The organism is Caulobacter sp. X (assembly GCF_002742635.1).
Classification (GTDB): domain Bacteria; phylum Pseudomonadota; class Alphaproteobacteria; order Caulobacterales; family Caulobacteraceae; genus Caulobacter.
The window spans coordinates 1,724,243-1,747,718 of the sequence record NZ_PEGF01000002.1; the positions used below are offsets into that span (position 1 = coordinate 1,724,243).

At 67.5% G+C, this 23,476-nt stretch carries 23 protein-coding genes; 12 read left to right on the forward strand and 11 right to left on the reverse strand.

Going from position 1 to position 23,476, the window contains the following annotated elements:
* The first annotated feature begins 101 nt into the window (after positions 1-101).
* The 4 genes from CSW60_RS20595 to CSW60_RS20610 all read left to right on the forward strand — a co-directional run bounded on the left by CSW60_RS20595 (position 102) and on the right by CSW60_RS20610 (position 5,616).
* Entirely contained in the window at positions 102-1,307 is a 1,206-nt protein-coding gene (locus CSW60_RS20595) for an ATP-binding protein (RefSeq protein ID WP_004616717.1), read from the forward strand.
* Positions 1,300-3,837: a S8 family peptidase gene (locus CSW60_RS20600; protein ID WP_004616715.1), complete on the forward strand. Its 2,538-nt coding sequence runs from the start codon at positions 1,300-1,302 to the stop codon at positions 3,835-3,837. Before CSW60_RS20595 ends, CSW60_RS20600 begins: the two co-directional genes overlap by 8 nt.
* Before the next feature lie 46 nt (positions 3,838-3,883).
* A complete protein-coding gene (locus tag CSW60_RS20605) occupies positions 3,884-4,141 on the forward strand; it encodes a hypothetical protein (protein ID WP_004616713.1) in 258 nt (85 codons plus the stop codon).
* A gap of 164 nt (positions 4,142-4,305) precedes the next feature.
* Positions 4,306-5,616: an MFS transporter gene (locus CSW60_RS20610; RefSeq protein WP_004616711.1), complete on the forward strand. Its 1,311-nt coding sequence runs from the start codon at positions 4,306-4,308 to the stop codon at positions 5,614-5,616.
* 2 nt (positions 5,617-5,618) lie between these two features.
* Here CSW60_RS20610 and chrA read toward each other — a convergent pair whose 3' ends face one another.
* From chrA to CSW60_RS20625, 3 genes are all read right to left on the reverse strand, one after another.
* Complete coding sequence (chrA, locus tag CSW60_RS20615; RefSeq protein ID WP_004616709.1) at positions 5,619-7,013, reverse strand: chromate efflux transporter; 1,395 nt, start codon at positions 7,011-7,013, stop codon at positions 5,619-5,621.
* Positions 7,014-7,178: 165 nt separating this feature from the next.
* Positions 7,179-8,249 (reverse strand): cell wall metabolism sensor histidine kinase WalK, encoded by a 1,071-nt coding sequence (locus CSW60_RS20620; protein ID WP_099538993.1) that lies wholly within the window; start codon positions 8,247-8,249, stop codon positions 7,179-7,181.
* A complete protein-coding gene (locus tag CSW60_RS20625; protein ID WP_004616706.1) occupies positions 8,246-8,920 on the reverse strand; it encodes a response regulator in 675 nt (224 codons plus the stop codon). The genes CSW60_RS20620 and CSW60_RS20625 overlap by 4 nt, the downstream gene beginning before the upstream one ends.
* A gap of 146 nt (positions 8,921-9,066) precedes the next feature.
* Between CSW60_RS20625 and CSW60_RS20630 the strand changes: the two genes are divergently transcribed.
* The 3 genes from CSW60_RS20630 to CSW60_RS20640 are packed head-to-tail and all read left to right on the forward strand — an operon-like array spanning position 9,067 to position 11,346.
* On the forward strand, positions 9,067-9,639 hold the full coding sequence (locus tag CSW60_RS20630; protein WP_004616705.1) for a low molecular weight phosphatase family protein: 573 nt from the start codon (positions 9,067-9,069) through the stop codon (positions 9,637-9,639).
* 13 nt (positions 9,640-9,652) lie between these two features.
* Entirely contained in the window at positions 9,653-10,351 is a 699-nt protein-coding gene (locus CSW60_RS20635) for a superoxide dismutase (protein ID WP_004616703.1), read from the forward strand.
* A gap of 14 nt (positions 10,352-10,365) precedes the next feature.
* Positions 10,366-11,346: a YncE family protein gene (locus CSW60_RS20640; RefSeq protein WP_200864120.1), complete on the forward strand. Its 981-nt coding sequence runs from the start codon at positions 10,366-10,368 to the stop codon at positions 11,344-11,346.
* A gap of 122 nt (positions 11,347-11,468) precedes the next feature.
* On the opposite strand, the gene CSW60_RS20645 is transcribed toward CSW60_RS20640, so the two are convergent.
* From CSW60_RS20645 to CSW60_RS20680, 8 genes are all read right to left on the reverse strand, one after another.
* On the reverse strand, positions 11,469-14,681 hold the full coding sequence (locus CSW60_RS20645) for a CusA/CzcA family heavy metal efflux RND transporter (protein WP_099538994.1): 3,213 nt from the start codon (positions 14,679-14,681) through the stop codon (positions 11,469-11,471).
* Entirely contained in the window at positions 14,678-15,829 is a 1,152-nt protein-coding gene (locus tag CSW60_RS20650) for an efflux RND transporter periplasmic adaptor subunit (RefSeq protein WP_004616699.1), read from the reverse strand. The genes CSW60_RS20645 and CSW60_RS20650 overlap by 4 nt, the downstream gene beginning before the upstream one ends.
* 3 nt (positions 15,830-15,832) lie before the next feature.
* Positions 15,833-17,092, reverse strand: a complete 1,260-nt coding sequence (locus CSW60_RS20655) for a TolC family protein (RefSeq protein ID WP_054508509.1) — start codon at positions 17,090-17,092, stop codon at positions 15,833-15,835.
* A gap of 99 nt (positions 17,093-17,191) precedes the next feature.
* Complete coding sequence (locus CSW60_RS20660) at positions 17,192-17,752, reverse strand: RNA polymerase sigma factor (protein ID WP_004616696.1); 561 nt, start codon at positions 17,750-17,752, stop codon at positions 17,192-17,194.
* Positions 17,749-18,195 carry a periplasmic heavy metal sensor gene (locus CSW60_RS20665; RefSeq protein ID WP_004616694.1) on the reverse strand — a complete coding sequence of 149 codons (447 nt, stop codon included), beginning with the start codon at positions 18,193-18,195 and terminating at the stop codon, positions 17,749-17,751. The genes CSW60_RS20660 and CSW60_RS20665 overlap by 4 nt, the downstream gene beginning before the upstream one ends.
* Positions 18,192-18,491, reverse strand: coding sequence for a CnrY/NccY family anti-sigma factor (locus CSW60_RS20670; protein WP_004616692.1), 300 nt, complete (start codon positions 18,489-18,491; stop codon positions 18,192-18,194). The genes CSW60_RS20665 and CSW60_RS20670 overlap by 4 nt, the downstream gene beginning before the upstream one ends.
* A 180-nt stretch (positions 18,492-18,671) precedes the next feature.
* Positions 18,672-19,280 (reverse strand): hypothetical protein, encoded by a 609-nt coding sequence (locus CSW60_RS20675; RefSeq protein ID WP_004616690.1) that lies wholly within the window; start codon positions 19,278-19,280, stop codon positions 18,672-18,674.
* A gap of 106 nt (positions 19,281-19,386) precedes the next feature.
* On the reverse strand, positions 19,387-19,572 hold the full coding sequence (locus CSW60_RS20680; protein ID WP_004616688.1) for a DUF1289 domain-containing protein: 186 nt from the start codon (positions 19,570-19,572) through the stop codon (positions 19,387-19,389).
* A gap of 261 nt (positions 19,573-19,833) precedes the next feature.
* Here CSW60_RS20680 and CSW60_RS20685 point away from each other — a divergent pair, with 261 nt between their 5' ends.
* The 5 genes from CSW60_RS20685 (at position 19,834) to CSW60_RS20705 (ending at position 23,443) form a co-directional block, all read left to right on the forward strand.
* Positions 19,834-20,145, forward strand: a complete 312-nt coding sequence (locus CSW60_RS20685) for a DUF5666 domain-containing protein (RefSeq protein WP_004616686.1) — start codon at positions 19,834-19,836, stop codon at positions 20,143-20,145.
* A gap of 55 nt (positions 20,146-20,200) precedes the next feature.
* Positions 20,201-20,884: a HupE/UreJ family protein gene (locus CSW60_RS20690; protein ID WP_004616684.1), complete on the forward strand. Its 684-nt coding sequence runs from the start codon at positions 20,201-20,203 to the stop codon at positions 20,882-20,884.
* Positions 20,884-21,519, forward strand: a complete 636-nt coding sequence (locus tag CSW60_RS20695) for a hypothetical protein (RefSeq protein WP_004616682.1) — start codon at positions 20,884-20,886, stop codon at positions 21,517-21,519. The genes CSW60_RS20690 and CSW60_RS20695 overlap by 1 nt, the downstream gene beginning before the upstream one ends.
* Positions 21,520-21,722: 203 nt before the next feature.
* Positions 21,723-21,998 carry an AlpA family transcriptional regulator gene (locus tag CSW60_RS24185; protein WP_081612877.1) on the forward strand — a complete coding sequence of 92 codons (276 nt, stop codon included), beginning with the start codon at positions 21,723-21,725 and terminating at the stop codon, positions 21,996-21,998.
* 425 nt (positions 21,999-22,423) lie between these two features.
* The gene (locus CSW60_RS20705; protein WP_004616680.1) at positions 22,424-23,443 is read left to right on the forward strand and encodes a hypothetical protein; all 1,020 of its coding nucleotides are present in this window, start codon (positions 22,424-22,426) and stop codon (positions 23,441-23,443) included.
* Positions 23,444-23,476: the final 33 nt, after the last annotated feature.

Consider the following 23,476-nt stretch of genomic DNA (forward strand, 5'->3'; position numbering starts at 1 on the left):
TATTGATCGGGAGTTTTGAGATAAATTAACGAAATTTCCCTTGTTCTCTTTCTGTTTCGTCGATATGAATCTGCCTTACTGGTTTACGGGTGGATCGTCCTATGGAACATTTTGCTGTGGTGCAGAGTATCGTTCGCGCCGCGCTTGCGGGCGATCAGGCGGCATTGGGCAAACAGGTCGCCCGTCTGCGCGAAAGGCTGGAGAAGGCCGGCGCGGCGAAGGAGGCCGCGACGCTGGAGCGCCTGCTGGAGGCGGTCGAGGAAACCCGCGAAATGGCGCCCAGCCGCGTCGAGGTTTCCCGCTCTCTGGTCACCGGCGAGCGGCTGACCCGTGAAGTGCATCCGCCCATCGATCGCGAAACCGGCGCGCGGCTGTGTTCGATCGATTTCGTCGGCGACGGTCTTCCGGCGCCGATCTATGGCCCGGTTATCCGGGAAACGATCGAAGGCCTGCTCCAAGAATGGAGCAGTGCGGCGGCGCTTCAATCTGTCGGCGTGGAGCCAACACGCACCTTGCTTATCTATGGCCCTCCGGGGTCGGGCAAGACGGTCACCGCGCGCTACATTGCCGAGCGTCTTGGCCTGCCTCTGATCACCGCCCGCATCGACGGCCTGATCTCTTCGTTCCTCGGCACCACCGCGCGCAACATCGCCAACCTGTTTGACTTCGCCAATCGCTACGCGTGCGTGCTTCTGCTCGATGAGTTCGACGCGCTCGCCAAGCTTCGCGACGACCCCCAGGAGATCGGCGAGATCAAGCGGGTGGTGAATACCCTGCTGCAGAACCTCGACATGCGCCGCGAGTTCGGCATCACCGTCGCCATCACCAACCACGACCGTCTTCTCGATCCGGCGGTGTGGCGGCGGTTCGAGACCCACGTCCACATGGGCGAGCCTGAACCTGGGGCTCGCGAACAGATGATCGCCCGCTTCCTGCGCCCGATCGGTGCCGAGCCTGCCACCTTGCGGATCTTCGCCTACTGCCTGGCCGGGCGATCCGGCGCTGATCTTGAGCGAGTGTGCGCAGCGGTGAAGCGTTGGGTCGCGTTGAGTGGCGACGCCCATGACGGGCCGGCCCTGTTCCGAGCTCTTAGTGCGGTGTTGGCCCGCGCGCCATCGCTGGACTCCCAGCCTGCGCGCATTCTTGCCGCCGACTTGGAGGCCTTTGTCAGTCTTATCGCCAGTGACCCTGATGCGGGTCTCAAGCAGACCGAGATCGGCGACGCCACCGGCTACGCCCAATCCAAAATAAGCGATCTGAAGAAAGCCAAGCTGCATCTGCCCCTGATGGAGGCCGCTCATGCCTAACAATCCGGTCCAGATCATCCTCAACGATCAGGACTTCCATCAGGCCCCCGAGCCTGGTCAGCCGCCCCGCACCAAGGACTTCTACGACGGAGCCGACGCCGCCTTCGCCGCACACAAGGCCGAGTTGCTTGCGGCAGTCGACGCGGTGATCGCGGCCGTGACGAAGAGCCCTCACGGGCCGGCCACCTATCTCAAGGTCCAGATGCGTCCTGAGGCGCTGGCCAAGTCCTATCGACCGGGCTGGCTCTTCAAGCGCGACCAGTTCCCGTGCGTCGGCGCCGACGCGGTCGGAACGCTCTACTTCCGGGCCCCGCTGCTCTATCTCGCCACGCTCCGGGCCAGGATCGAACAGGCGGAGCTGACGGTCGTCACCAAGTATCGCCAGCGCGACGGCGAACCCTACAAGGCTCCCACCTACGCGCGCCAGGAGGTCGGGGCGATCGAGTCCATCGAAATCGCGCCGCCCGAACAGAAGCGCTCGTTTTCGGTCTCGGCGGCGCTGGCGGCCTTCGAGGACCCGCGCGTGGTTTCCGGTTACCAGATCGAACTTTTTGAGACGCCGGATGAAAAGGTCATCGCCAGCGATCTCACGGGGCGAGCTGCGCTGCGCCGATCGCTCGAGCAGGTGTTGCTGTCCACTGGCGCTGGCGCGCGCAGCTTCATCGCTTCGGCGATCGGCCGTACGCCGGTTATGGAACTGCAGCTGACCCGCAGCGTCCAGCCGGCCCTGGTCGACAACCGCACCAGTCTTATCCGGTCCGATCTGGTACCGGCGCCGCCCCCGGCTCCGGTAGACCTGGATCCTGCGCGGCATGAAGCCGTGTTGAACGCTCTGCAGGCCCATCCCCTTGTGCGGGCGGTGCTGCCGCCGGTGCTTCTGCAGCTTACGGACGAGGAGACCCCGACGCGGTCCGCCGAGGGGCTTTCCCTTGGGGATGAGCCGTTGGAAATCCCAACGCCAGCGAGCAGGGCGAGCTATCCGGTCGTCGGGGTGATCGACTCTGGCGTTGGCAAGTGTCTTGAGGATTGGGTGGTCGGGCGGTTCGACTTCCTGGACGAGACTGAGTTTAACGCTGTCCACGGCACTGGGGTGGCCGGCCTGATCGCCGTTCCGCAGCTGGTGAATCCGCCGACGGTGACGCCAGAGGCCAACGGCTGCCAGATCTACGACGTGCCGCTCTATCCAACCGGTTCGTTCAGCGAGAAGTATCCGCGGGGCTTCACCGACTTCCTCGAGGAAGTCGAGCAGGCGGTCGCTGAGGCCATCCAGCAGCACGGCGTGCGGGTTTTCAATCTGTCGATCAACGCCGTGTCGGATGTCGAGCGTCACCGCTACAGCATTTACGCTTCGCGCTTGGATCAGATCGCCGACACCTACGGGGTGATCTTCGTCAATTCCGCAGGCAATCTCCCCCGGTCTCAGTCGCGGGCGCCATGGCCCAAGAAGCCTAGCGAAGCGGTGTCGTATTTCGCCTCACGCACGTCGCCGGACACGATCTTCAAACCGTCCGAGAGCGTACGCTCTATCTCGGTGGGGGCGTTGAATCCGCCAGGTCTGGCGGATGTGGCTGGAGCGCCGACGATTTACACCACGCGCGGGCCTGGTCTGCAGGTTGGGGTCAAACCTGACGTGGCCGCGTATGGCGGGGCCGGCGGGGCTCGGCCTGGTGCGTCCACGGGCCTGAGCTCCCTGACTCCGGCCGGTCTTCGTCAGGACGTGGTCGGCACCAGCTTCGCTGCGCCTCTGGTGGCACGCGGCCTGGCGGGCCTGGATGTCGCGACGGAGGGCGGGCTGACCAGTGAGGCCCTGCGCGCCATGTTGCTGCACCACGCGGTCATGCCTGAACCGTTGACCAAGCGCGGGCACAAGCAACTGGCCCGACAATTCGCGGGCTTCGGTCAGCCGGCTCAGGTGGTCGACATGCTGGAGACCGGCGATCATCAGATCACGCTGCTGTTCCAGAGCCGGCTCAGCATCGGTGAGCGCAAGCCCGTTATCCTGCACTTCCCGTTCACTTGGCCACAGAGCCTGACCACGCCCGACGGGGCCTGCTCGGGGCGGGCCCGGATTACCCTTGTCTACTCGCCGCCGTTGGACCCAGCCTTTGGCGCGGAATTCGTTCGCGTCAATCTTGAGGCCAGCCTCAGGCAGCGGCAAACCGAACCAGCCAAGGATGGGCGCGCGCGTTTCCTCAACCAGATCGATGCCGGCTATCTGCCAGGGTCGGCGAAGCTGGCCATTCCCGAGCGAGCCTTGATCGATCACGGCCTGAAATGGTGGCCGTCCAAGCAGTACGAGAGCACTTTCAACGAGAACGGCGAGTCCTCGCAGTGGTGTTTGGAGGTCACGAGTTTGGTGCGGGCCGAGGCGAGCTTCCCTGCCGAGGGCGTGCCCTTCGCTGTGCTTCTGACTTTGGAAGACCCTGAAGGTACGCGGCCGATCTTTCCGCAATTCCGCCAGCAGTTGCAAGCCAGCCGCGCCGATGCTCGGGATGTTCGCACGGCCATCCGCCTGCGCAGTCGAAATTAGGTCGGCCAGTGGTGGGTGATAGTAATGTCCATCGAGGGGAGGGAAGGTGATTGGCTTTTGGCTTGAACGTATCCTGGAACTCCTGCTGGCGAAGCGAGGCGAGGGCGCTCAGGCGATCATCTATGCGACGCTGGGATGGCTCGCCGCGGCCAGTTTGATTGTGGGCATTGTCCTTGGCCTCATCGGCATGAAGTGGCTATCGGGGTTCCTTGTGGGGACCTTCGACACCATCCTCGCCATCGTGCTCACGAGGGATTGGAAGGCGCTGAAGACTGGTTCGATCCACCATCGCCGTGAAGGTTGAAACTGAACGATCTCTCCAACGACTTTGTGCGGCGTTCGGGGCGGCAAAGCCTCACGACTTCATTGACATCGACCTATTGAGGCGAGGGCGGCGCCCGCGGGCTGCGTAAGACCTTGCAACGGGATTGTCCGCTGTCTCGTTGGCCGATCGAGGATCCCCGCCCAATGTTTTCGCCCCTCCGCAACCGCGCCTACCGTCACCTCTTCATCGCCCAGGTCGCCGCGCTGCTGGGCACGGGCATGGCCACCGTCGCCCTCGGCCTCCTGGCCCATGACCTAGCGGGCGCCAGCGCCGGGGAAATCCTAGGCGCGGTGCTGTCGATCAAGATGGTCGCCTATATCGGCGTGGCGCCGTTCGCGTCGGCCCTCGCCACCAAGCTCCCCCGCAAGACGCTGCTGGTGTCGCTCGACGTCGTGCGGGCGCTGGTGGCCGTGGCGCTGCCGTTCGTGCGTGAGCCCTGGCAGGTCTATGGCCTGATGACGGTGCTCTACATCGCCTCGGCCGCCTTCACCCCGGCCTTCCAGGCCATGATCCCCGACCTGCTCGAAGACGAGGCCGAGTACACCAAAGCCCTGTCGCTCTCGCGCCTGGCGTCGGACCTGGAGAGCGTGGCCAGCCCGGTGCTGGCGGCGATCCTGCTGTCGGTGATCAGCTTCAACGACCTCTTCCTGGGCACGGCGCTGGGCTTCGTGCTGTCGGCCGGCTTTGTGGTCACGGCCGTCCTGCCGCCGGTCTCCAGCGCCCAGCAGCTGCCGTTCTCGCAGCGTCTGACCGGGGGCTTGCGCCTGTTCGCCCTGACGCCGCGCCTGCGGGGCCTGCTGGCGGTGAGCCTGGCCGAGGCCGCTGGCGGGGCCATGGTGTTCATCAACACCGTCGTGCTGGTGCGCTCGAACTTCGGCATGTCCAACCAGGCCAGCGCCTGGGCTCTGGCGGTGTTCGGCCTGGGCTCGATGAGCGCGGCCCTGGTCCTGCCGCGCGTCCTGGAGAAGGTCACCGACCGTCGCGCCATGGTCGCCGGCGCCTTCCTGATGACTGGCGTGCTACTGGCCGGCGCCTTCACCGCCAAGAGCTATCCGGCGCTGCTGGCGCTCTGGCTGGTCATGGGCTTTGGCTACTCGCTGACCCTGACGCCGGCGGGGCGAGCCCTGCGCCGCTCGGCCTCGGCCGCCGATCGCCCGGCCTTGTTCGCCGCCCAGTTCGCCCTGTCGCACGCCTGCTGGCTGATCGCCTATCCGGTGGCGGGCCTGGTCTCGGCCCAGGCCAATCCCAGCGCCGCGTTCCTGGTGCTGGCGGGGCTTTGTGGTCTGGGCGCTATCCTGGGGCTGGTGATCTGGCCGGCCAACGATCCCGAGAACCTGCCGCACACGCACGACGACCTGCCGGCGGAGCATCCGCACCTGGCCAACGGCCAGGATGGAGCCCACGCCCATCCGGTGGTGATCGACGGTCAGCACAAGCGCTGGCCGAAGGCGTGATCCTAGCTGTGGGCGACCAGCAGGAAAAACAGGACGCCGGCTGCCGAACAGCCCGCCACTAGCGGGATCATCGGGACCTTGAAGCGGAAGGCGGCGATGGCGGCCGCCAGGGCCAGGAGTGCGCTCGGCAGGTTCAGACTGGAAAGGTCCGGAACCTCAAGGCGCGCACCCAGGGCATCGAGCACCGTCATCCGCGCGAACAGCACATGCAGCGCGAACCACAGGGCCAGGTTCATGATGACGCCCACGACGGCCGCGCTGATCGCCGACAGCGCGCCGTTGAGCGCGCGGGCGCCGCGCAGGGCCTCGATGAATGGCGCGCCCAGGAAGATCCAGAGGAAGCACGGCACGAACGTCACCCAGGTGGTCAGGACGCCGCCCAGGATCGCGGCTGTCAGCGGCGAGAGGCTTCCAGCGTTGCGATAGGCCCCCATGAAGCCGACGAACTGGGTGACGATGATCAGCGGGCCGGGCGTCGTCTCGGCCATGCCCAGGCCGTCCAGCATCTCGCCGGGGCGAAGCCAGTGGTAGGTCCCAACGGCTTCCTGGGCGACGTATGCCAGCACGGCGTAGGCTCCGCCGAAGGTCACCATGGCCATCTTGCTGAAGAACAGGCCGATGTGGGTGAGCGTGGCGTTCGGACCCAGGACCAGCGCCGAAATACCCACGGGCGCCCACCAGGCCAGCAGCAGCGCCGCGCTGATCGAAAGCGACCAGCGCAGGTTTGGCCTGGCGTGCTCGGGCGTGTCCTCGCCTAGGATGGTGTCGGCGTCGGCGACTTCATGACCACTGGCCGGACCGTGACCGGAAGCCTTCAGGAAGGCCGCCACGCCCAGTCGCGCGCCCACGAAGCCAATGAGGCCGGCGGTGACGATGACGATGGGGAATGGGACCTTGAAGACAAACAGCGCCAGGAAAGCGACGGCGGCGATGGCGATCATCGCGCGGCTCTTCAGCGACCGTCGACCGACCCGCAGCACCGCCTCGACCACCACGACGAGCACCGCCGCCTTCAGGCCGAAGAACAGCGCCGCCACCGGACCGACCTGGCCGAACAGGGCGTACAGGACGCTGAGCGCCATGATCGCCAGGAAGCCGGGCGCCACGAACAGGATACCGGCGGCGAAACCGCCGATCGTCCTGTGCATCAGCCAGCCGATATAGATGGCCAGTTGCTGGGCCTCCGGACCGGGCAGCAGCATGCAATAGTTCAGCGCGTGCAGGAACCGGCGCTCGCCCAGCCAGCGTTTCTCTTCCACCAAGATGCGGTGCATCACCGCGATCTGGCCGGCAGGGCCGCCGAAGCTCAGCGCCGCTACGCGCGCCCACACCTTCAGTGCTTCGCCGAACGATATCGACTTCGAGGGGATCGGGGTCTCGATCTGACTATCCAACACACACGCTCCATTGGCCGCGCGTGACGCGCGTCCTCCAGAGCGGGTTCTTGGACGGCGGACCGTCTGTGTCCGGGCGACCCGCGAGAGCCCGGTGCGTCACCGCATACTTGGGGAATGGGTGGGAGGCAATGCGCGATCGGGCGTTCGCCCTGGCGCCTCCGCCGCTCATAGATCGGTGTCCCTCGATCCGACGACGGATGGGGCGAGCGGCACATCCAGCACGAAGCGCGCGCCGCCTTGGGGGGTGTCCATCACCGCGATCGTCCCGCCGTGCGCGCGGGCGATTTCGGCGACGATGGACAAGCCGAGGCCCGCGCCGGCGCTGGAGCCGCGTCGCTCCCGGCTGCGCCAGAAGCGCTCGAAGATGCGGTCCCGGTCCTCCAGCGGCACGCCCGGACCTTGGTCGACGACCCAGACGGCGCCGGCCGTGTCGACGCCGACGGTGACCTCCTGTCCCGGCGGGCTATGGGCGATGGCGTTCTCCACCAGATTGCGGATCGCATCGCCCAGGGCGTCGGTATTGCCTGTCACCAGCACCGGGCTGGCGGCTGGCTCGAACGCCAGGCTGCACCCGGTCTTGGCCGCCAAGGGCGCGAAGCGCTCGACGACCCGCGCCGCCACCTCGCCCAGATCGACCGTCTGGCTGACGTCGAGAGGCTGCCCATCGAGCCTGGCCACGCCCAGCAGCTGGGCGACGAGGCGGTTCATACGCTCGGCGTCGAGCCGCAAGCGCTCGATCTCGCCGGTGGTCGGCAGGTTTTCCAAGCCCGCCGTGAGAATGGCCAAGGGCGTGCGCAGTTCGTGGGCGGCGTCGGCCGTGAACTGACGCTGGGTCTCGAAGCCCTTGGCCAGACGGTCCAGGGCCTCGTTCACGGCCATGACGACCGGCTGCAGTTCCAGCGGAAGGTCCTCGATCGGGAGGCGGACGGCGATGGCGCCGGGCGTTATCGCCGCCGCCTGGGTCGAGACCGCGCGCAACGGCTTCAGGCTGGCTCGGAGGGTCCAGGCGGCGATGACCAGGACGGCGAGGGTCAGGACCGGGAACATCCAACCGACGTCGCCCATGAACTCGGCGACGAACTTGTCGGCCATGCCGTCGTCCGCGAGCGTCTTGGCCGCATGAAGGGCCGCGCCGATGCCCGAGGCCAAGCCCCCGATCAAGGTGACGCCCAGCAGCACGCCCAGCCGGAGCAGCAGCCGGCCTTCCAGAGAGCGAGGCCAGGACGCGCGCTTCATGCCTGCTCCTCCAGGAAGTAGCCGACGCCGCGCACCGTATGGATGGCGCAGACGGCCTTGGCCTCGATCAGCTTGCGCCGCAGGTGATGGACGTGGACCGGAATGGCGTTGGAGCCCAGCTCGTCGCCCATGCCGTAGAGCTTCTCTTCCAGTACGGCCTTGGGCACGACCCTTCCGAGACGGCGGATCAGGTGCTCCAGGATGGCGATCTCCTGCCGGGCGAGCGGCACGACCTGGCCGTCGACTTCGACATCGCGCCCCACGGTGTCGAGCACCAGATTGCCGGCCTCCAGGCGAACGCCGAGCGGCCCGCCGGGACGCCGTAAGAGCGCCTTCACGCGGGCGACCACCTCGACCATGGCGAAGGGCTTGATGAGATAGTCGTCCGCGCCGGCGTCTAGCCCCGCGACGCGATCCTCTACGGTGTCGCGTGCGGTCAGGACGAGGATCGGAGGCGTGTCGGGTTTGCGCCGCAGCGCCGTGAGCAGGCGAAGACCGTCGCCGTCGGGCAGGCCCAGATCGAGCACCGCCGCGTCGTAGCTTGTCAGTTCCAGCGCGGCCTGCGCGTCGGCCACCGTCGCCACCGTATCGACCACGAAGCTGGCCTGGCGCAGTCCCTCGGCGACCAGTTCGGCGATCCGCCGCTCATCCTCGATCACCAGCAGGCGCATGGCTCCTCGCTTCCTCTCAACGCGATAGGGCGCGGGTTCTTTTACGGCTGTTTTAAGGGGCGCCGAAGAGCGGCCGGCCTCTAAAACTGCCTTAAACTTCGCGGGCAGACTGGGAGGACATTTCCCCAGACGGCGATCGAGCGATCATGCGTCAAGTTCTGAAATCCTCGAGCATGGGCGGCCATCGCTCCGGCTTGAGTCGCCGAAGCGCGCTGGTCTTCGGACTCTTGTTGCTGCCTGGCGTGGCCAGCGCCGGCGACAGCACGAGTGTCAGCGCCAGCGCCAATCCCAGAGCTTGCGCCCCTTACCGCGTGCTCTTCGTCTGCCCGGCGGGGACGGTGAAGAGCGCCATCGCACGTGAGGTTCTGAGGAGGAAGGCGCCGGCCTGGCAAGTCCCCATCGAGGTGCGATCGCGCGGGCTCAAGATCGAGGATCATCTCTATCCCGAGCTTGCCGAGCGACTGCACGCCGACGGGATCGAGCCGACTTCAGAGCCCGCGCGGACTTTCGCGCTGGCGGATGCGGCCTGGGCCGACATCGTCATCGCCTTCGACGAGGCCGCCGCGGCGCCGGGGCTTTCGGAAGCCCGCGCCTGGCGCACGCCGTCCTGGGTCACGGACTATGATCGCGCCAAAGCCGATCTCGACCAGCGTCTCGGCGAACTGCTGAACGAGCTGGCCGAGAGTTCCTGCCGTTCCACGTCTTCCATCCCTCGCTAACAGGAAACCACCCATGACCGAGTTTCGTGCTGATCGTCGCCAGGTCCTGGCGGGAGCGGCTCTGGTCGGCGCGCTCGCCGCCGCTCCCGCAGCGCCGGCTTTGGCCCAGACCAAGGCCACGCCCGGCTTCGCGCCTCAAGCCCTGCCGTTCGATCCCAAGACGATCACCGGCCTGTCGGAAAAGCTGCTCACCAGCCACCACGACAACAACTACGTCGGCGCCGTGAAGCGCTTGGGGGCCATCGACGCACAGCTCGCCGGACTCGACCCCGCCGCCGCGCCGACGTTCCTGCTGAACGGCCTCAAGCGCGAGGAGCTGATCGCCTGGAATTCGATGATCCTGCACGAGCTGTACTTCGCCGGCCTGGGCGCGCCGTCCAAGCCGGGCGCGGCGCTGGCCGCCGCCATCGAGCGGGACTTTGGGAGCGACGCCCGCTGGCGCGCCGAGTTCGCGGCCATGGGCAAGGCGCTGGGCGGCGGATCGGGCTGGGTGCTGCTGACCTGGAGCGCGCGCGACAAGCGCCTGGTCAACACCTGGGCCGCCGATCACACCATGACCCTGGCTGGTGGAACGCCGCTGCTGGCGCTCGACATGTACGAACACGCCTACGCGATGGACTACGGCGCCAAGGCGGGCGCCTATGTCGACGCCTTCATGGCGACCATCAACTGGAGCCACGCGGACGGCCTGTTCAAGGGCATGGCCGCGTGACGGGGAAGGCGACCGTGAGACCCGATCCTTGGAGATGGGCGGCGGTCGCCTTATCGGCCCTATGCGGTGTCGCGGCCTGCGCCAGCGCGGGCGCCCAGGCGCCGCTGGCCCTGGACCGAACGATCCCGCTCGCCGGGGTCAAGGGACGCATCGACCATCTGGCGGTGGATGTCGCCGGCCAGCGCTTATTCGTCGCCGAACTGGGCAACGGCTCGGTCGAGGCGATCGACCTGCGCTCGGGCAAGTCGCTGGGGCGGATCACCGGTCTCGCGGAACCGCAGGGCCTGGCCTATCTGGCCGACCGTGACGAACTGGCTGTGGCCAACGGCGGGGACGGGACGGTGCGCTTCTACAAGGCCGCCGACCTCGCGCCGGCGGGCATGGTCCGCGTTGGCGACGATGCCGACAATCTGCGCATCGATACGCGATCGGGGCGTCTGGTGGTGGGCTACGGCGACGGCGCCCTGGCGACGATCGACCCGGCTTCGCGGAAGGTGGTGAGCGAGCTGAAGCTTCCCGGCCATCCCGAAGGCTTCCGGCTGGACGGCCCCAAGGCTTTCGTCAATGTGCCCGACGCTGGCGCGATCGTGGCAGGGGATATCGACCAGGGCAGGGTGACGGCGACCTGGAAGGCGGACCATCGCTGGAACTTCCCGATGGCGCTGGACGGGAACGGTGCGCTGGTCACGGTCTACAGACTGCCCGCGCGCCTGGCGGTGATGGCGGACGGCGCTGTGCGCGGCGACGTCTCCACCTGCGGCGACGCTGACGATGTCTTCGTCGATGGCCGACGCCAAAGGTTCTACGTCGTCTGCGGTTCGGGCGATGTGGAGGTGCGGTCATCGACGCCGCCTTATGCATCCCTGGGACGGGCGAAGACGCGGAGCGGCGCGCGTACGGGGCTCTTCGTGCCCGAGCAGGATCGGCTGTTCGTGGCGGCCAGGGCGGCGGGCTCGGCGGAAGCGGCGATCCTCGTCTTCAAGCCCATCGACTAGAGGCCGGGCCCCGGACTTTCCGAAGCCTTGGCGCTGGTGAGGTGCGGCCGACGGCGGGGGGGGGGAACCGCCGGCCGCGAGCGCCGGAGATGTCTTGGGGGCTGAGCATCTCCGGCGAACCGTCAGGCGACCTCGGCCGCGCGGCGCGTCCGGCGAAGGACGAGGCCGCAGATGGCGGGCAGCACGAACAGGGTCAGGGCGGTCGAGGTGATCAGGCCGCCGATGACGACCGTGGCCAACGGACGCTGCACCTCCGCGCCCGTGCCCGTGCCGATGGCCATGGGTACGAAGCCAAGGGAGGCGACCAGGGCGGTCATCAGCACCGGCCGGAAGCGTTCCAGAGCCCCGTGGGTCACCGCCTCGTCGACCGCCATACCGTCCTCGATATTGCGGCGGATGGCGGCGATCAGGACGAGGCCGTTCAGCACCGCCACGCCCGAGACGGCGATAAAGCCGACGGCGGCCGAGACCGAGAACGGGATGCCGCGCAGGAAGATCGCGAAGATCCCGCCCGCCAGGGCCAGCGGCACGGCGGTGAACACCGTGCCGGCCAAGGCGGCGCTACGCAGGGCCATGTAGAGCACGCCGAAGATCATCAGGAAGCAGATCGGCACGATCAGGCTGAGGCGCTTGCTGGCTGCCTGCAGGTTCTGGAACTGGCCGCCCCACTCGATGTACGAGCCGGCCGGCAGGCGAACCTGCTGGTCGATCTTCTTCTGGGCCTCGTCGACGAATGAGCCGAGGTCGCGGCCGACGACGTTGGTCTCGACATAGACGCGGCGCTTGCCGTTGTCGCGGCTGACCTCATTGAGGCCCTCGGTGAACTGGAAGCTGGCCAGCTGGCGCAGCGGCACCGAGGCGCGGGGGCCGGTTCCGGTCTGCGGCAGCATCACCGGGATGGCGCCCAGGGCGTCCAGGTCGTTGCGCTTGGCGTTGGGCAGGCGCACGACGATGTCGAAGCGCTTGTCGCCTTCGAAGACCTGGCCGGCTTCGCGTCCGCCCAGGGCGGCCGAGACGGTGTCGGCGACGTCCTGCACGGTGAGGCCATAGCGGCCGATGGCGTCCCGGTCGAACTTGATGTCGAAGGTCGGGAAGCCCTCGGTCTGGGCCACGCGGGCGTCGGAGGCGCCCGGCACGGTGCGCAGGACCTTGACGATCTGGTCGGCCGTTGCGGTCATCTTGCCCAGGTCCTCGCCATAGAGCTTCACGGCCACGTCGGAGCGGACCCCGCCGATCAGTTCGTTGAAGCGCATCTCGATGGGCTGGGTGGCGTCATAGAAGTTGCCGACGATCGGGGCGGTGGCCTTGCGGATGCGCTCGATCACCTGCTCCTTGGTCTTCACGCCGGCGGGCCAGTCCTTCTTGGGCTTGAGGATGACGTAGTTGTCCGAGGCGTTGGGCGGCATCGGGTCGGCCGCCAGACTGGCGGTGCCGGCCTTGGAATAGACCGTCACTACCTCGGGCAGGGCCATGATCGCCCGCTCGATCGGCAAATCGAGCTCGACGGACTTGTCGATCGAGGTCGAGGGGATGCGGACCGAGGACAGGTTCAGGTTCTGCTCGTCCAGGGTCGGCATGAACTCGCGGCCCACGAAGGCGAACGCCACCATGGCCAGGGCGAAGACGCCGACCGCAGCCCCGATGAACGGCCAGGGCTGGGCCACCGCGCGGTGCAGCCACGGCGCATAGGCGTCCTTGGTCTTGGCGACGGCGGGGACTTCCTTCTCCGAGATGTGGCCCCGGATCAGGAGGGCGGTCATGGCCGGCACGAAGGTCAGCGACAGCACGAACGCCGAGGCCAGGGCCAGCATCAGGGTGATGACCATCGGCGAGAACATCTTGCCCTCGACGCCCTGGAAGGTGAGGCAGGGCAGGAAGACCAGGAAGATGACGATCTGGCCGTAGACGGTCGGGCGGACCATCTCGCGGGTCGAACTCAGCGCCACCTCCAGCCGCTCCTGCAGGTTCAGGATGCGACCCTCGTGGTGCTGGCGCTCGGCCATGCGGCGCAGGGTGTTCTCGACGATGATGACCGCGCCGTCGATGATCAGGCCGAAGTCCAGCGCGCCCAGGCTCATCAGGTTGCCGGAAATCTTCATCCCGTTCATGCCGATGGCGCTGAAGAGCAGCGACAGCGGGATCACCAGCGTGGCGATCAGGGCCGCCCGCCAGTTGCCCAGCATGAAGAACAGGATGGCCACGACCAGCAGCGCGCCCTCGGTGAGGTTGCGGGCCACGGTGGCGATGGTCGCCTCGACCAGCTGCGAGCGGTTCAGCATCACTTCCGAGGTGACGCCCGCTGGCAGGTTCGGGTTGATGGCCTTCAGCTTCTCGGCCGCCGCGTGGGCGACCGTGCGGCTGTTCTCGCCGACCAGCATCAGCACGCTGCCGACCACCATCTCGTGGCCGTCGCGGCTGGCCGCGCCGCGACGCAGCTCGCCGCCGATATTGACCGTGGCGACGTCGCGCAGCAGCACCGGCACGCCGCCGCGCGTGGCGACCACCGCGCGGGCGATCTCGTCGGCTGATTGGATGCGGGCGTCGCCGCGCACCATGTAGCTCTCGCCCGAACGCTGGATGAAGTTGGCGCCGACCGACAGGTTGGCCTTCTCCAGGGCGTCGCCCAGCTCGCTGTAGGAAATGCCGTAGGCGGTCAGCTTGGCCGGATCGGGCTCGACGACGTACTGCTTCACGTAGCCGCCCAGGGAGTCGACGTCGGCCACGCCCGGCACCGCGCGCAGCTGCGGACGGACGATCCAGTCCTGCACGGTGCGCAGATAGGCCAGGCGCGCGGTCTCGTCGGCCAGGCGCTCGCCGTCATCGGTGATGAATGACCCGTCGCTCTGCCAGCCGGGCTTGCCGTCCTGGACTTTCGCACCCTTGCCATTCGGGTTCTTGAAGTCGACGGCGTAGTGGACGATCTCGCCCAGGCCCGTGGACACCGGACCCATCTGCGGCTCGGCGCCGGCGGGCAGGCTGGGTCGCGCCTGGGCCAGACGTTCGGTCACCTGCTGGCGCATGAAGTAGAGGTTGGCGTCTTCCTTGAAGACGGCCGTCACCTGCGAGAAGCCATTGCGCGAGAACGACCGGGTGCTCTCCACGCCGGCCAGACCCGCCAGGGCGGTCTCGATCGGGAAGGTGACGCGCTTTTCGACCTCGACCGGTCCCAGGGTCGAGACGACGGTGTTGATCTGCACCTGCTTGTTGGTGATGTCGGGCGTGACGTCGATCGGCAACTTGAAGAGCTGCCAGGTCCCGAACGCCGAGACGATGGCCACCAGCACGAGGACCATCCATCGTGCTCTGACCGAGAAGGCTAGGATGCGGTCGATCATTCTGCGTCAGCGCCTTTGACGATCTCGGCCTTCAGCAGGAAGGCATTACGGGCCGCGACGGTCTCGCCGGCCTTCAGGCCCGAGACGATCAGCGCCTGACCGCCGCTGCGGGTGGCGACCACGACCGGACGGACCGAGAAGCCCGTGGCGGTGCGCACGAAGACCACGTCGCGGCCTTCCATCGACTGCACGGCCTCTTCGGGCAGGATGAAGCCCGGCTGACCGGTGCCGCGTGCGGTGATCGTGGCCTGGATGGCCTCGCCGGGGACGAGGCCGCCGCCCGACACCGACAGCACCACCGTGGCGGTGCGGGTCTCGGGGTTCAGGGTCGGGGTCACCGAGCGCACCGTGGCGGCGATCGTCTGGCCGGCGGCGTTGCGCACCGAGGCCGTCGCGCCGGGGACGATGCGGGCCGCGTCCTGCGGGCTGACCGCCACCTCGACCTGGACGTCGCGGGCGTCGGCGACGCGGAACAGCTCACTCTCCGACTGGACGAAGGCCCCCAGGGTGGCGGGGGCGGCGGTGATCCGGCCGCTGATCGGGCTGACCACGGCGACGCTGCGACCGTCGGCCGAGACGCGCGAGGCCCCGGCGGCGGCGCGGGCCCCGGCGGCTTCGGCCCGAGCCGCGTCGGCCTGCGCCTTGGCGGTCTCGTAGTCCTGGCGGGAGGTCACGCCTTGCTCGAACAGCTTCTTCTCGCGGGCGAGGTTGGAGGTCGCCAGGACAGCGCGGGCGTCGGCTGCGCCGCGCTGGCCAGCGACCAGGGCCGCATCGCGGCTCTCGACCAGGGCGATGGTCTCGCCGGCGCGAACCGGTTCGCCCAGGCGCTTGAAGATGCGCACGACCGTGCCGCCGGCGTGGGCGGTCAGCACCGCCTCGCCGCCGGGCGTGGCCACGACGCTGCCCGAGCCCTGGACTTGGCCGCCGAAGTCGCCGGCGGTGACGGTCTGCAGGGCGATGTTGGAGACCTTCAGGTACGAGGCCTCGACCTTGACCTCGGTTGGCGCGGCCTCGGGGGCGGCGGCGGCTTCGGGCGGCGGGGCGGGCTTGGTGGTCAGCTTGGCCAGGCCGTAGCCGGCGCCCAGGAGGGCGATGGCGGCGACGCCCAGCATCAGGGTGCGCGGTCCGGCCGCGTTGCGGGTAGCCATGTCTTATTCTCCGAAGGGGGCGCGGCCAGCCAGGCGGGCCAGGGTGGCCTGGGCGCGAACCCGCGCCACACGCGCATCGAGGGTGGTCCGGCGCGCGTCGGTCAGGGCGCGCTGGGCGTTGAGGACTTCGACCAGGGGCGTCTTGCCGGACTCGTAGCCGACACGGGCCAGGCGATAGGCCTCGTCGGCGGCGGCTTCCGATTGCTGGGAGGCCGAGACCCGGCTGACGGCGGCGTCGGCCTGGACGCGGGCCGAGCGCCAGTCGGCCTCGGCGCGCAGGCGGGCCTCCTCGAACCGGGCGTCGGCGGCGTTGGCGCGGGCCGAGGCAGCGGCGACATTGCCCCGGTTCTGGTCGAACAGCGGGAAGGGAACGGAGACGCCAGCGACCAGGGCCGTGGAGTCATTGCCGGTCAGGCCTTGCCCGTTCAGGCGGCGCACGCCGACCGAGGCGGTCAGGTCCGGGATAGCCCGGCGGCGTTCGACCGTGACCTGCTTGCCGGCGGCTTCCCGCTCGGCGCGCGCCACCTGCAGGGCGGGCATGTCGGCGGGCGGCACGCCATCGGCGGTCGACGGCGAGGCCGGGGCGGAGAGAAGCCCGCCGGCCAGGCTGGTATAGGGCTCGGCGACGCCGGCCAGGGCCGACAGTCGCGCCAGGGCCTCAACCGCATCGGCGCGGGCGGCTTCGGCGTCGGCGCGGGCCGAGGCCTCGGCGGCCTGCGCCGTGACCAGCCGCAGATTGGCTTCGCGGCCGGCGTCGACCAGGGCGCGCGAGACGCCCAGGTCGTCTTGCGAGCGCTTCAGCGCCTGGGCGGCCAGATCGGCGCGAGCCTGGGCGGCCTCGGCGGCGGCATAGGCGACCGCCAGCTCATAGGCGAAGTCGGCCGAAGCCTGGCGGTTACGGGCTTCAGCGGCGGTCACCTCGGCGTTAGCGGCCGAGACCCGCGCCGAGCGCTTGCCGCCCAGCTCCAGAGCCTGGGCCACCGACAGCGTGGTCTCGGCCTGGTTGGTCCCGTTGTAGGGCGCCTTGCCGCCGAAGTTCTCGGCTTCGAGACCGACGACCGGGTTGGGACGCGCCTGGGCTTGCAGGGCCAGGCCCTGGGCTTCGCGGACGCCGGCTTGGGCTTCCTTCAGGCGCGGCGCGGTCTGCGTGGCTTGGCGCAGCAGGTCGGCGAAGGCCGGCGCGGGCTGCGCCCACGCGGGACCCGCCGCGATGGCGCCCCACGCGGCGCACGCGAGGGCGAGGTGTGAGAGTCTAGACAGGATACGTCCCCTGAGCTTGGGCCGGCGCGTAACAACCGCGCGGGCCGCCTACCTGCGATTACGCAGGCCCTCGGCGGCGCCCCCGCTGGGGGAGTGGATTTTTCAAGCGGATGTTTCGGCGGCGCGCAGGCGCTGGCGCGCGCGGGCGATGCGGCCTTCCAGGGCCTTCACCGTGATCTTCAGGGCGGCGGCAGCGTCCTGCTGGCTGAGGCCGGAGACGGCCGTCAAGACCAGCGCCGTGCGTTGGTCTTCCGGCAGGTTTGCGATGCGCCGGGACACCTCTTCGAGGGCCAGGCGGTGATGGGCCTGGGTCTCGGGATCAGGCGCCTCGGCCTCGATGCGGGTCGCGCCATCGTCCAGTTCGGAGGCGCCGAAGAAGAACGCCCGCACGCGACGGCGGCGGGCCATGTCGCGCACGCGGTTCAGGGCGATGGCGAACAGCCAGGCGCGGAACGGGCGCTGGCGGTCATAGTCGGCCAGGCGTCGCCAGGCCGAGAGGAAGACTTCCTGCACGACATCCTCGACCTCGGAGGCGGGGGCTCCGTAGGCGCGGGTCAGCTTGGCGACCGAAGGACCATGATGGCGGAAGAGGTCGACGAACGCGGACCGGTCGCCCGCCATGGCGCGGGCGACGAGTTCGGCGTCGTCCGGCGCGGCGGTCACTTGGCTCCGTCGGACAGAGCCTTGACCAGGGCCGCGTCGTAGGCCGGTCGGTGCTGGGCGTCCAAGCCCTCGCGCATCTCCACCACGTGCTGCAGGGTGGCGCGCTCCAGTTCGGCGGCGGCGGACTCCACCTCCTTGCTGGCGGCCTCGACCTCGGGGGTCCAGCCGGGCTGCAAGGCAATGGCGCGCGCCAGGCGGCCATTGGCGGCCTTGACCCTCTGCTCGATCGCCCGGCGGCGCGCCTGATAGGCGTCCTCGCGCTGCTGGAGGCGGGCTTGCTCCTGCGGGCTCAGCGGGACCAGCTCGTGCAGTTCCTGGTGCAGGTCCATCGGCTTGGGGTGCGCCGACTGCAGCAGCCAGTGCGCGCCCGAGACCACGACCGCGCCGACCGCCCCGGCGATGGCCGCGCCGACCGTCATCCGGGTCCAGTTCGCGCGGCTCATCCGGCGGCTCGCGGGACCAGCAGGTTGGACGGCGAGACGGTGAAGGCGGCGGCCGGCCAGCGGGCGACGACCTCGTTCGACGGCCGCTTGAGCATGCCGATGCCGCCCGTCGTCGCCGCGCCGAACACGGTGGCGATCATCAGGCAGGCCGTCAGCTGGCGCCACTCGCGGCGGGACTCGATCGTGCTGGGCGCGGGCTCGCCGGCCAGACGCAGGGCCAGGGCGTCGGCCGCGTCCGCCGACAAGTCGACGCGCGCCTTGGCCGCGCCGTCCAGCCAGGTGTCGAAATCACTCATCGGAAACCTCCATGCGGCCCTGGCGAAGGTTCGCCGGAACACGCACCACTTCGACTATTCCCAAGGGTTTAGCGCCTCGTTGGAGCCCACGACAGGCTGGACCTCGTAAGAGACGTTACGCAGCCCGATCGCGCCGCCCCCGGCGCCGGCGCCATTTTTTGAAATCGTCGCGGCGTCCAGCTAGTCGCTTAGCATCGCCTGGAGAGACGCCGTCGCCAGGGCCAGGCTCAGCATGCCGGCGAGTGTGCTGACGGCAAGCACGACGCCAGCCTTCAAGGCGTCGAGGTCTGGGCGCCATGCGCCGAGCCCGCGCGCCGTTCGTTCCGCGCGTGGAGGCTGCGGTAGGGCGACGTCGAGGGCGTGGTGGACGTCGAGGGCCTCGATCTCTATGTCGTGGTCGCGCGGATCGGGCAGGCACGACAGGCGGGCGATGAAGACGTGCGGCTCGGGCACGGTGGTCTTGGACTCCAGATACGTGCGCCGATCGACCAGCTCGAACCGCTGCCCCAGGCCATCGGCCCGCAGCGTGAGCAGGGTGACATTGTCCGGACGGGGCGGCTTGCCGAGCGCGGCGCGAACCTGGAACCGGACGCCGTCATCGCTCTGGCAAAGGCTCAGAAGCAGCGGCTGGGGCTGCGTCGGCACGATCCACAGCTTGCCGAAGATCGGGCTATGAACGATCCGGGCGTCGCGCATCTTCCGCCAGGCGATCCTGGCGATCCACGCGGCGCCGGCCAAAAGGACCAGGGCCAGGCCCAGCTGAAACCTTGGCGCTGCGACGAAACTCATCGGGACCCATCCGCTCGGAGGTGAGAGCGCCGGGCGTGACGGTGAAGGTCCCGGCCCTAAGCCTTACGCAGCCCGCGCGCGTCCCCCTCGAAATCTTGCGCGCCGATCAGGCCTTCTTCTTCTGGGCCAGCTTGGCTTCGCGCCGGCGGCGCTCGGCGATGATCTGGTGGCGGCGGTGATCGCTCATCTTCTTCCACTGCCGGACTTCCTCGGTCGTTCGAAAGCAGCCGACGCACATGTCGGAGCGCCGGTCGAATTGGCAGATGTCGAGGCAGGGGGAAGGAACGGCCATTTGGTTCACTGGGAGCGGGGCTGGAGAGTCGGCGTCCAGTCCGCCGAAACGGTTAGTGCGGCATGGCGTGGAACGAGGCAATCACCATGATCAGGCCGCCACGGGCTGGACCTCATGAGAGAGGTTACGCAGCCCGATCGAGCCGCCCCCGCTATTGGAACTATATTTTTTCAGGCGCGGGTCTTGGCTTGAAATTGCAATTCGTTCTCAGCTAGGGGCGTTGGCCGACCCCAGTTTCCGCTCACCCAATCGGAGTTTCAGATGCGCAAGTTCCTAGCCTCGCTGGTCGTCGCCTCGGCCGTCCTGACCGCCATGCCGGCCGCCGCCCACGAAGAATATCCCGTCGCCGGCAAGATCACGGCCGTCACCGCCAAGACCATCCAGATCAAGGCCAAGGAAGGCGACACCGTCACCTTGGACATCGACAACAGCACCCGCGTGATGCAGGGCGGCAAGCGCGTCACCCTGAAGGAGATCAAGGTCGGCCAGTCGGTGGACGTCGTCGGCTTCGGCGATGGCATGAACGACCTGACCGCGCTCGACATCACGATCCTGGCGGACAAGGCCCGCTGATCCCGCCCGGTCTCCCGTGACCCTGTCCCGCTCCGCATCGCCAGGCACGAGCCGCATGGCGCTCGGCCTTGGCCTGCTGCTGGCCGTCGTCGTCGCCGGCTCGGCGGCGGCCCACGGCCTGGGCGGCAAGGACGCCGCGTTCGTGGCCGCGACCCAAGGCCCCGATCCGATCCCGTTCCTGTATCTCGGGGCCAAACACATGGTCACGGGCTACGACCACCTGCTCTTCATCCTGGGGGTGATCTTTTTCCTCTACCGGATGCGGGACGTGGGGCTCTACGTGACCCTGTTCTCGGTCGGCCACTCCCTGACCCTGCTGGCCGGGGTGCTGGGCGGCATCGAGGTCAACTCCTACCTGGTCGACGCGGTCATCGGCCTGTCGGTGGCCTACAAGGCCTTCGACAATCTGGGCGGCTTCCGCACCCTGTTCGGCGTCCAACCCAACCCCAAGGCGGCCGTGTTCGGCTTCGGCCTGATCCACGGCTTCGGCCTAGCCACCAAGCTGCAGGCCCTGGAGCTGCCGAAGAACGGCCTCCTGATCAACATGCTGTCGTTCAACGTCGGCGTGGAGATCGGCCAGCTGATCGCCCTGACCTTCATGCTGGCCTTCATCATGGTCTGGCGCACCTTGCCGGGCTACCGCCGCATGTCCGTCGCCGCCAACGTCGTCCTGATGACGCTGGGCTTCATCCTCATCGGCTTCCAGCTCGGAGGCCTGGCCTACGGAGCACCGGCCTGATGTCGGACACCAACACGCCGCCCGCGCCGTCCAAGCGCACCCTGCTGCTGTCGATCGGCGGCGCGGCGATCACCGCCGTGGTCATCACCTTCGCCGCCGTCCTGCCGGCCGAGTACAACAAGGACCCGCTGGGCCTGGGTCGCGCCACTGGCCTCTCGCGCCTCTGGGCGCCGAAGGAGGTGACGGTCGACGCCAGCGCCGCCGGCGGCCCCGCCGCCCGGCGCGAGCCCGTGCCGTTCCGCACCGACACCTTCGAAATCCCGCTGGCCGCCAGCGGCGACGAAGCCCGCCGCAACGCCCTGGAGTTCAAGGTCCGCATGCCCAAGGGCGCGAGCCTTCTCTACAGCTGGAAGGCCGAGGGCCTGACCGTCCCCGAAGACCTGATGTTCGACTTCCACGGCCACACCGTGAAAGGCGCCGGCGACGGCGCCGTCAGCGTCGCCGACTACGAGCGCAGCAGCGGCGCCGAGGCCAACGGCTCCCTGGTGGCCCCGGTCGAGGGCATCCACGGCTGGTACTTCCGCAATCGGTCCGACAAGCCGATCAAGGTGCGGCTGAAGCTGTCGGGGTTTTATGAGCTGGTGCCGGCGGGGCAGGAGGGGAATCTAGCGGGGGTCCAGCCGCAGCTTCAATAGTCGTCCGCGATTGGCGAGGAACGTCCTCTTCCTGGAGGCAGGCCAACGGCAGCAACTGGCGTAGCGCGGAAGCGCGATCCCGGTGGAGATGCCTCGTGATTTGAGGCGGGGGGAGCGTGCGGCGGTCTTCGTTAGCGTAAAACTGGTCGGTTGTTCCGCTATTGTTGTTACAATATAACACTTTCGTCGAGCGGAGCATTATCATGGCAGATCGTGGTGACGGTACGTTTCCGAGCAAGTTCCTTCGCACGCACGAAGCCGGAGCTTTTCTAAATCTCTCCCCTAGGACTATGGAGAAGCTTCGCACGACGGGAGGAGGGCCGCTCTATCGCAAGTTGGGCGGTAGAGTCGTCTATGCCCTTGCAGATCTGCAGGCTTGGGCCGACGCGGGAACAAAGCGGCATACGGCCGATCCACTCGGTGGTCATCCAGCGCCGCTAAGCTCGACGAGCAAGCGTCCGCATCCTGCTCGCAATTAGGCGCTCGGCGTGTACAACGCGTGTACAATGAGCGTGGTTTTGGGTGTGTTCTCGCACTTCGAATTCAGCTAACTTATTGAAATCCTTCAGTCTGGTTTCTGTCGGTCCAATTCTCCAATGGAGCAATTGGTGTAAAAATTATTGAATAAAATCAAAGACTTATGACGAAATTTTCCATAGCGCCCATGATGGACTGTAAGAAGTAATTATAAATATCAAAAGCTTACGGGGTGTCGTGAACTCATCGTGTACACTCGGTCGTCGTGCCATGGCGTCTGTTCGCGCGGAGCGGCGTATTTTGAATTGATGGATTGGATGCACAGGAATTCTATCGGTGGGTGCGTCGCCGGCGGATCGTGAACACCTGGCTAGTGGCGCAGCTCCGCAGTTTGGCTCAAATTGGGCAACGACTGGGGGGCTTGCACATGGAAGCTGCGGACGCAGAGAGCGACATTGTCGAGGGGGCGAAAGTCGCGAACATTCAGGTCGCGGTGAGCTACCCGATTGTCTCTGCTTACGAGTTCGAATTCCTCAAGGAAGAGGATGTCGTTCGCGAGCGCCTCGACAAGTGCACCTTGTATCTTTTGGTCCAGCGGCCGCTGACCTATTTCGACAACGTCGTGCTTGACGACGGCGTCATCTATTTCGAGATCGCGGACGGCGAGGCAACGCCCCTGGCTTGCAAACTAGATCTCGTCCATGCCGGCATCTGCGGTCCCGGCGAGGAAATCTGCGTCGAGACACAATATTTCACCAAGACGCCTGGGGCCAAGCAGCCGTTCCGTGACGTCGGCGCGATCAAGCTCTTCCGGAAGGATAAGAGCATGATCGTCTGGTGGAGCCCCCAGAAGATCCTCTACGAGATGCTCGTCAGGGGCCTGGAAGTGGCCGTGGCGGATGGGGGCGATCCGCTGTCGTTTCTCGACTTCTCAGTCCTCTATGTGGGCAAGGCATTTGATCAGAAGGTTTGGGACCGACTGACTGGGCACGAGAAGATGCAGAAGATCCTCACCGTACAAAACCCGGTCGGGGCTGCCCCGGCGGCGAGAGCGCCGTTCGAAGTTTCATTGATCTTGTTGTCAGTCGTCGGCCTGACCGACGTCGCGGAATTGCCCTACGTCGGGGTCAGCGACATGCCTGGCGTTCAGACGATCGTGCATGAGGTTGACCTGACCGACACCGAGGCCTTTGTCCGTTTCATGAGTGAGCCTTTGGCGCCCTTGGGGGATGAGGCAATGACCCGGGAGGTTGAAGCGCAGCTCATCCACCGCTTCCAGCCCGAGTACAATTCGGTCTTGTTCAAGAACTATCCCGAGATCGCCGGTGGCATGAGGTCTAAAGGCTACACGTGGACCGACCTCACCATCGAGGGGCTTCCTGCCTCGCTGAGCACGCCACACTTCAAGCTAGGGCCGGTGGTCGAGATTGAGCCGGAGGATGGATAGCTGGGTTTGAGGCGCGCCAGCCTGTCTCGGTTG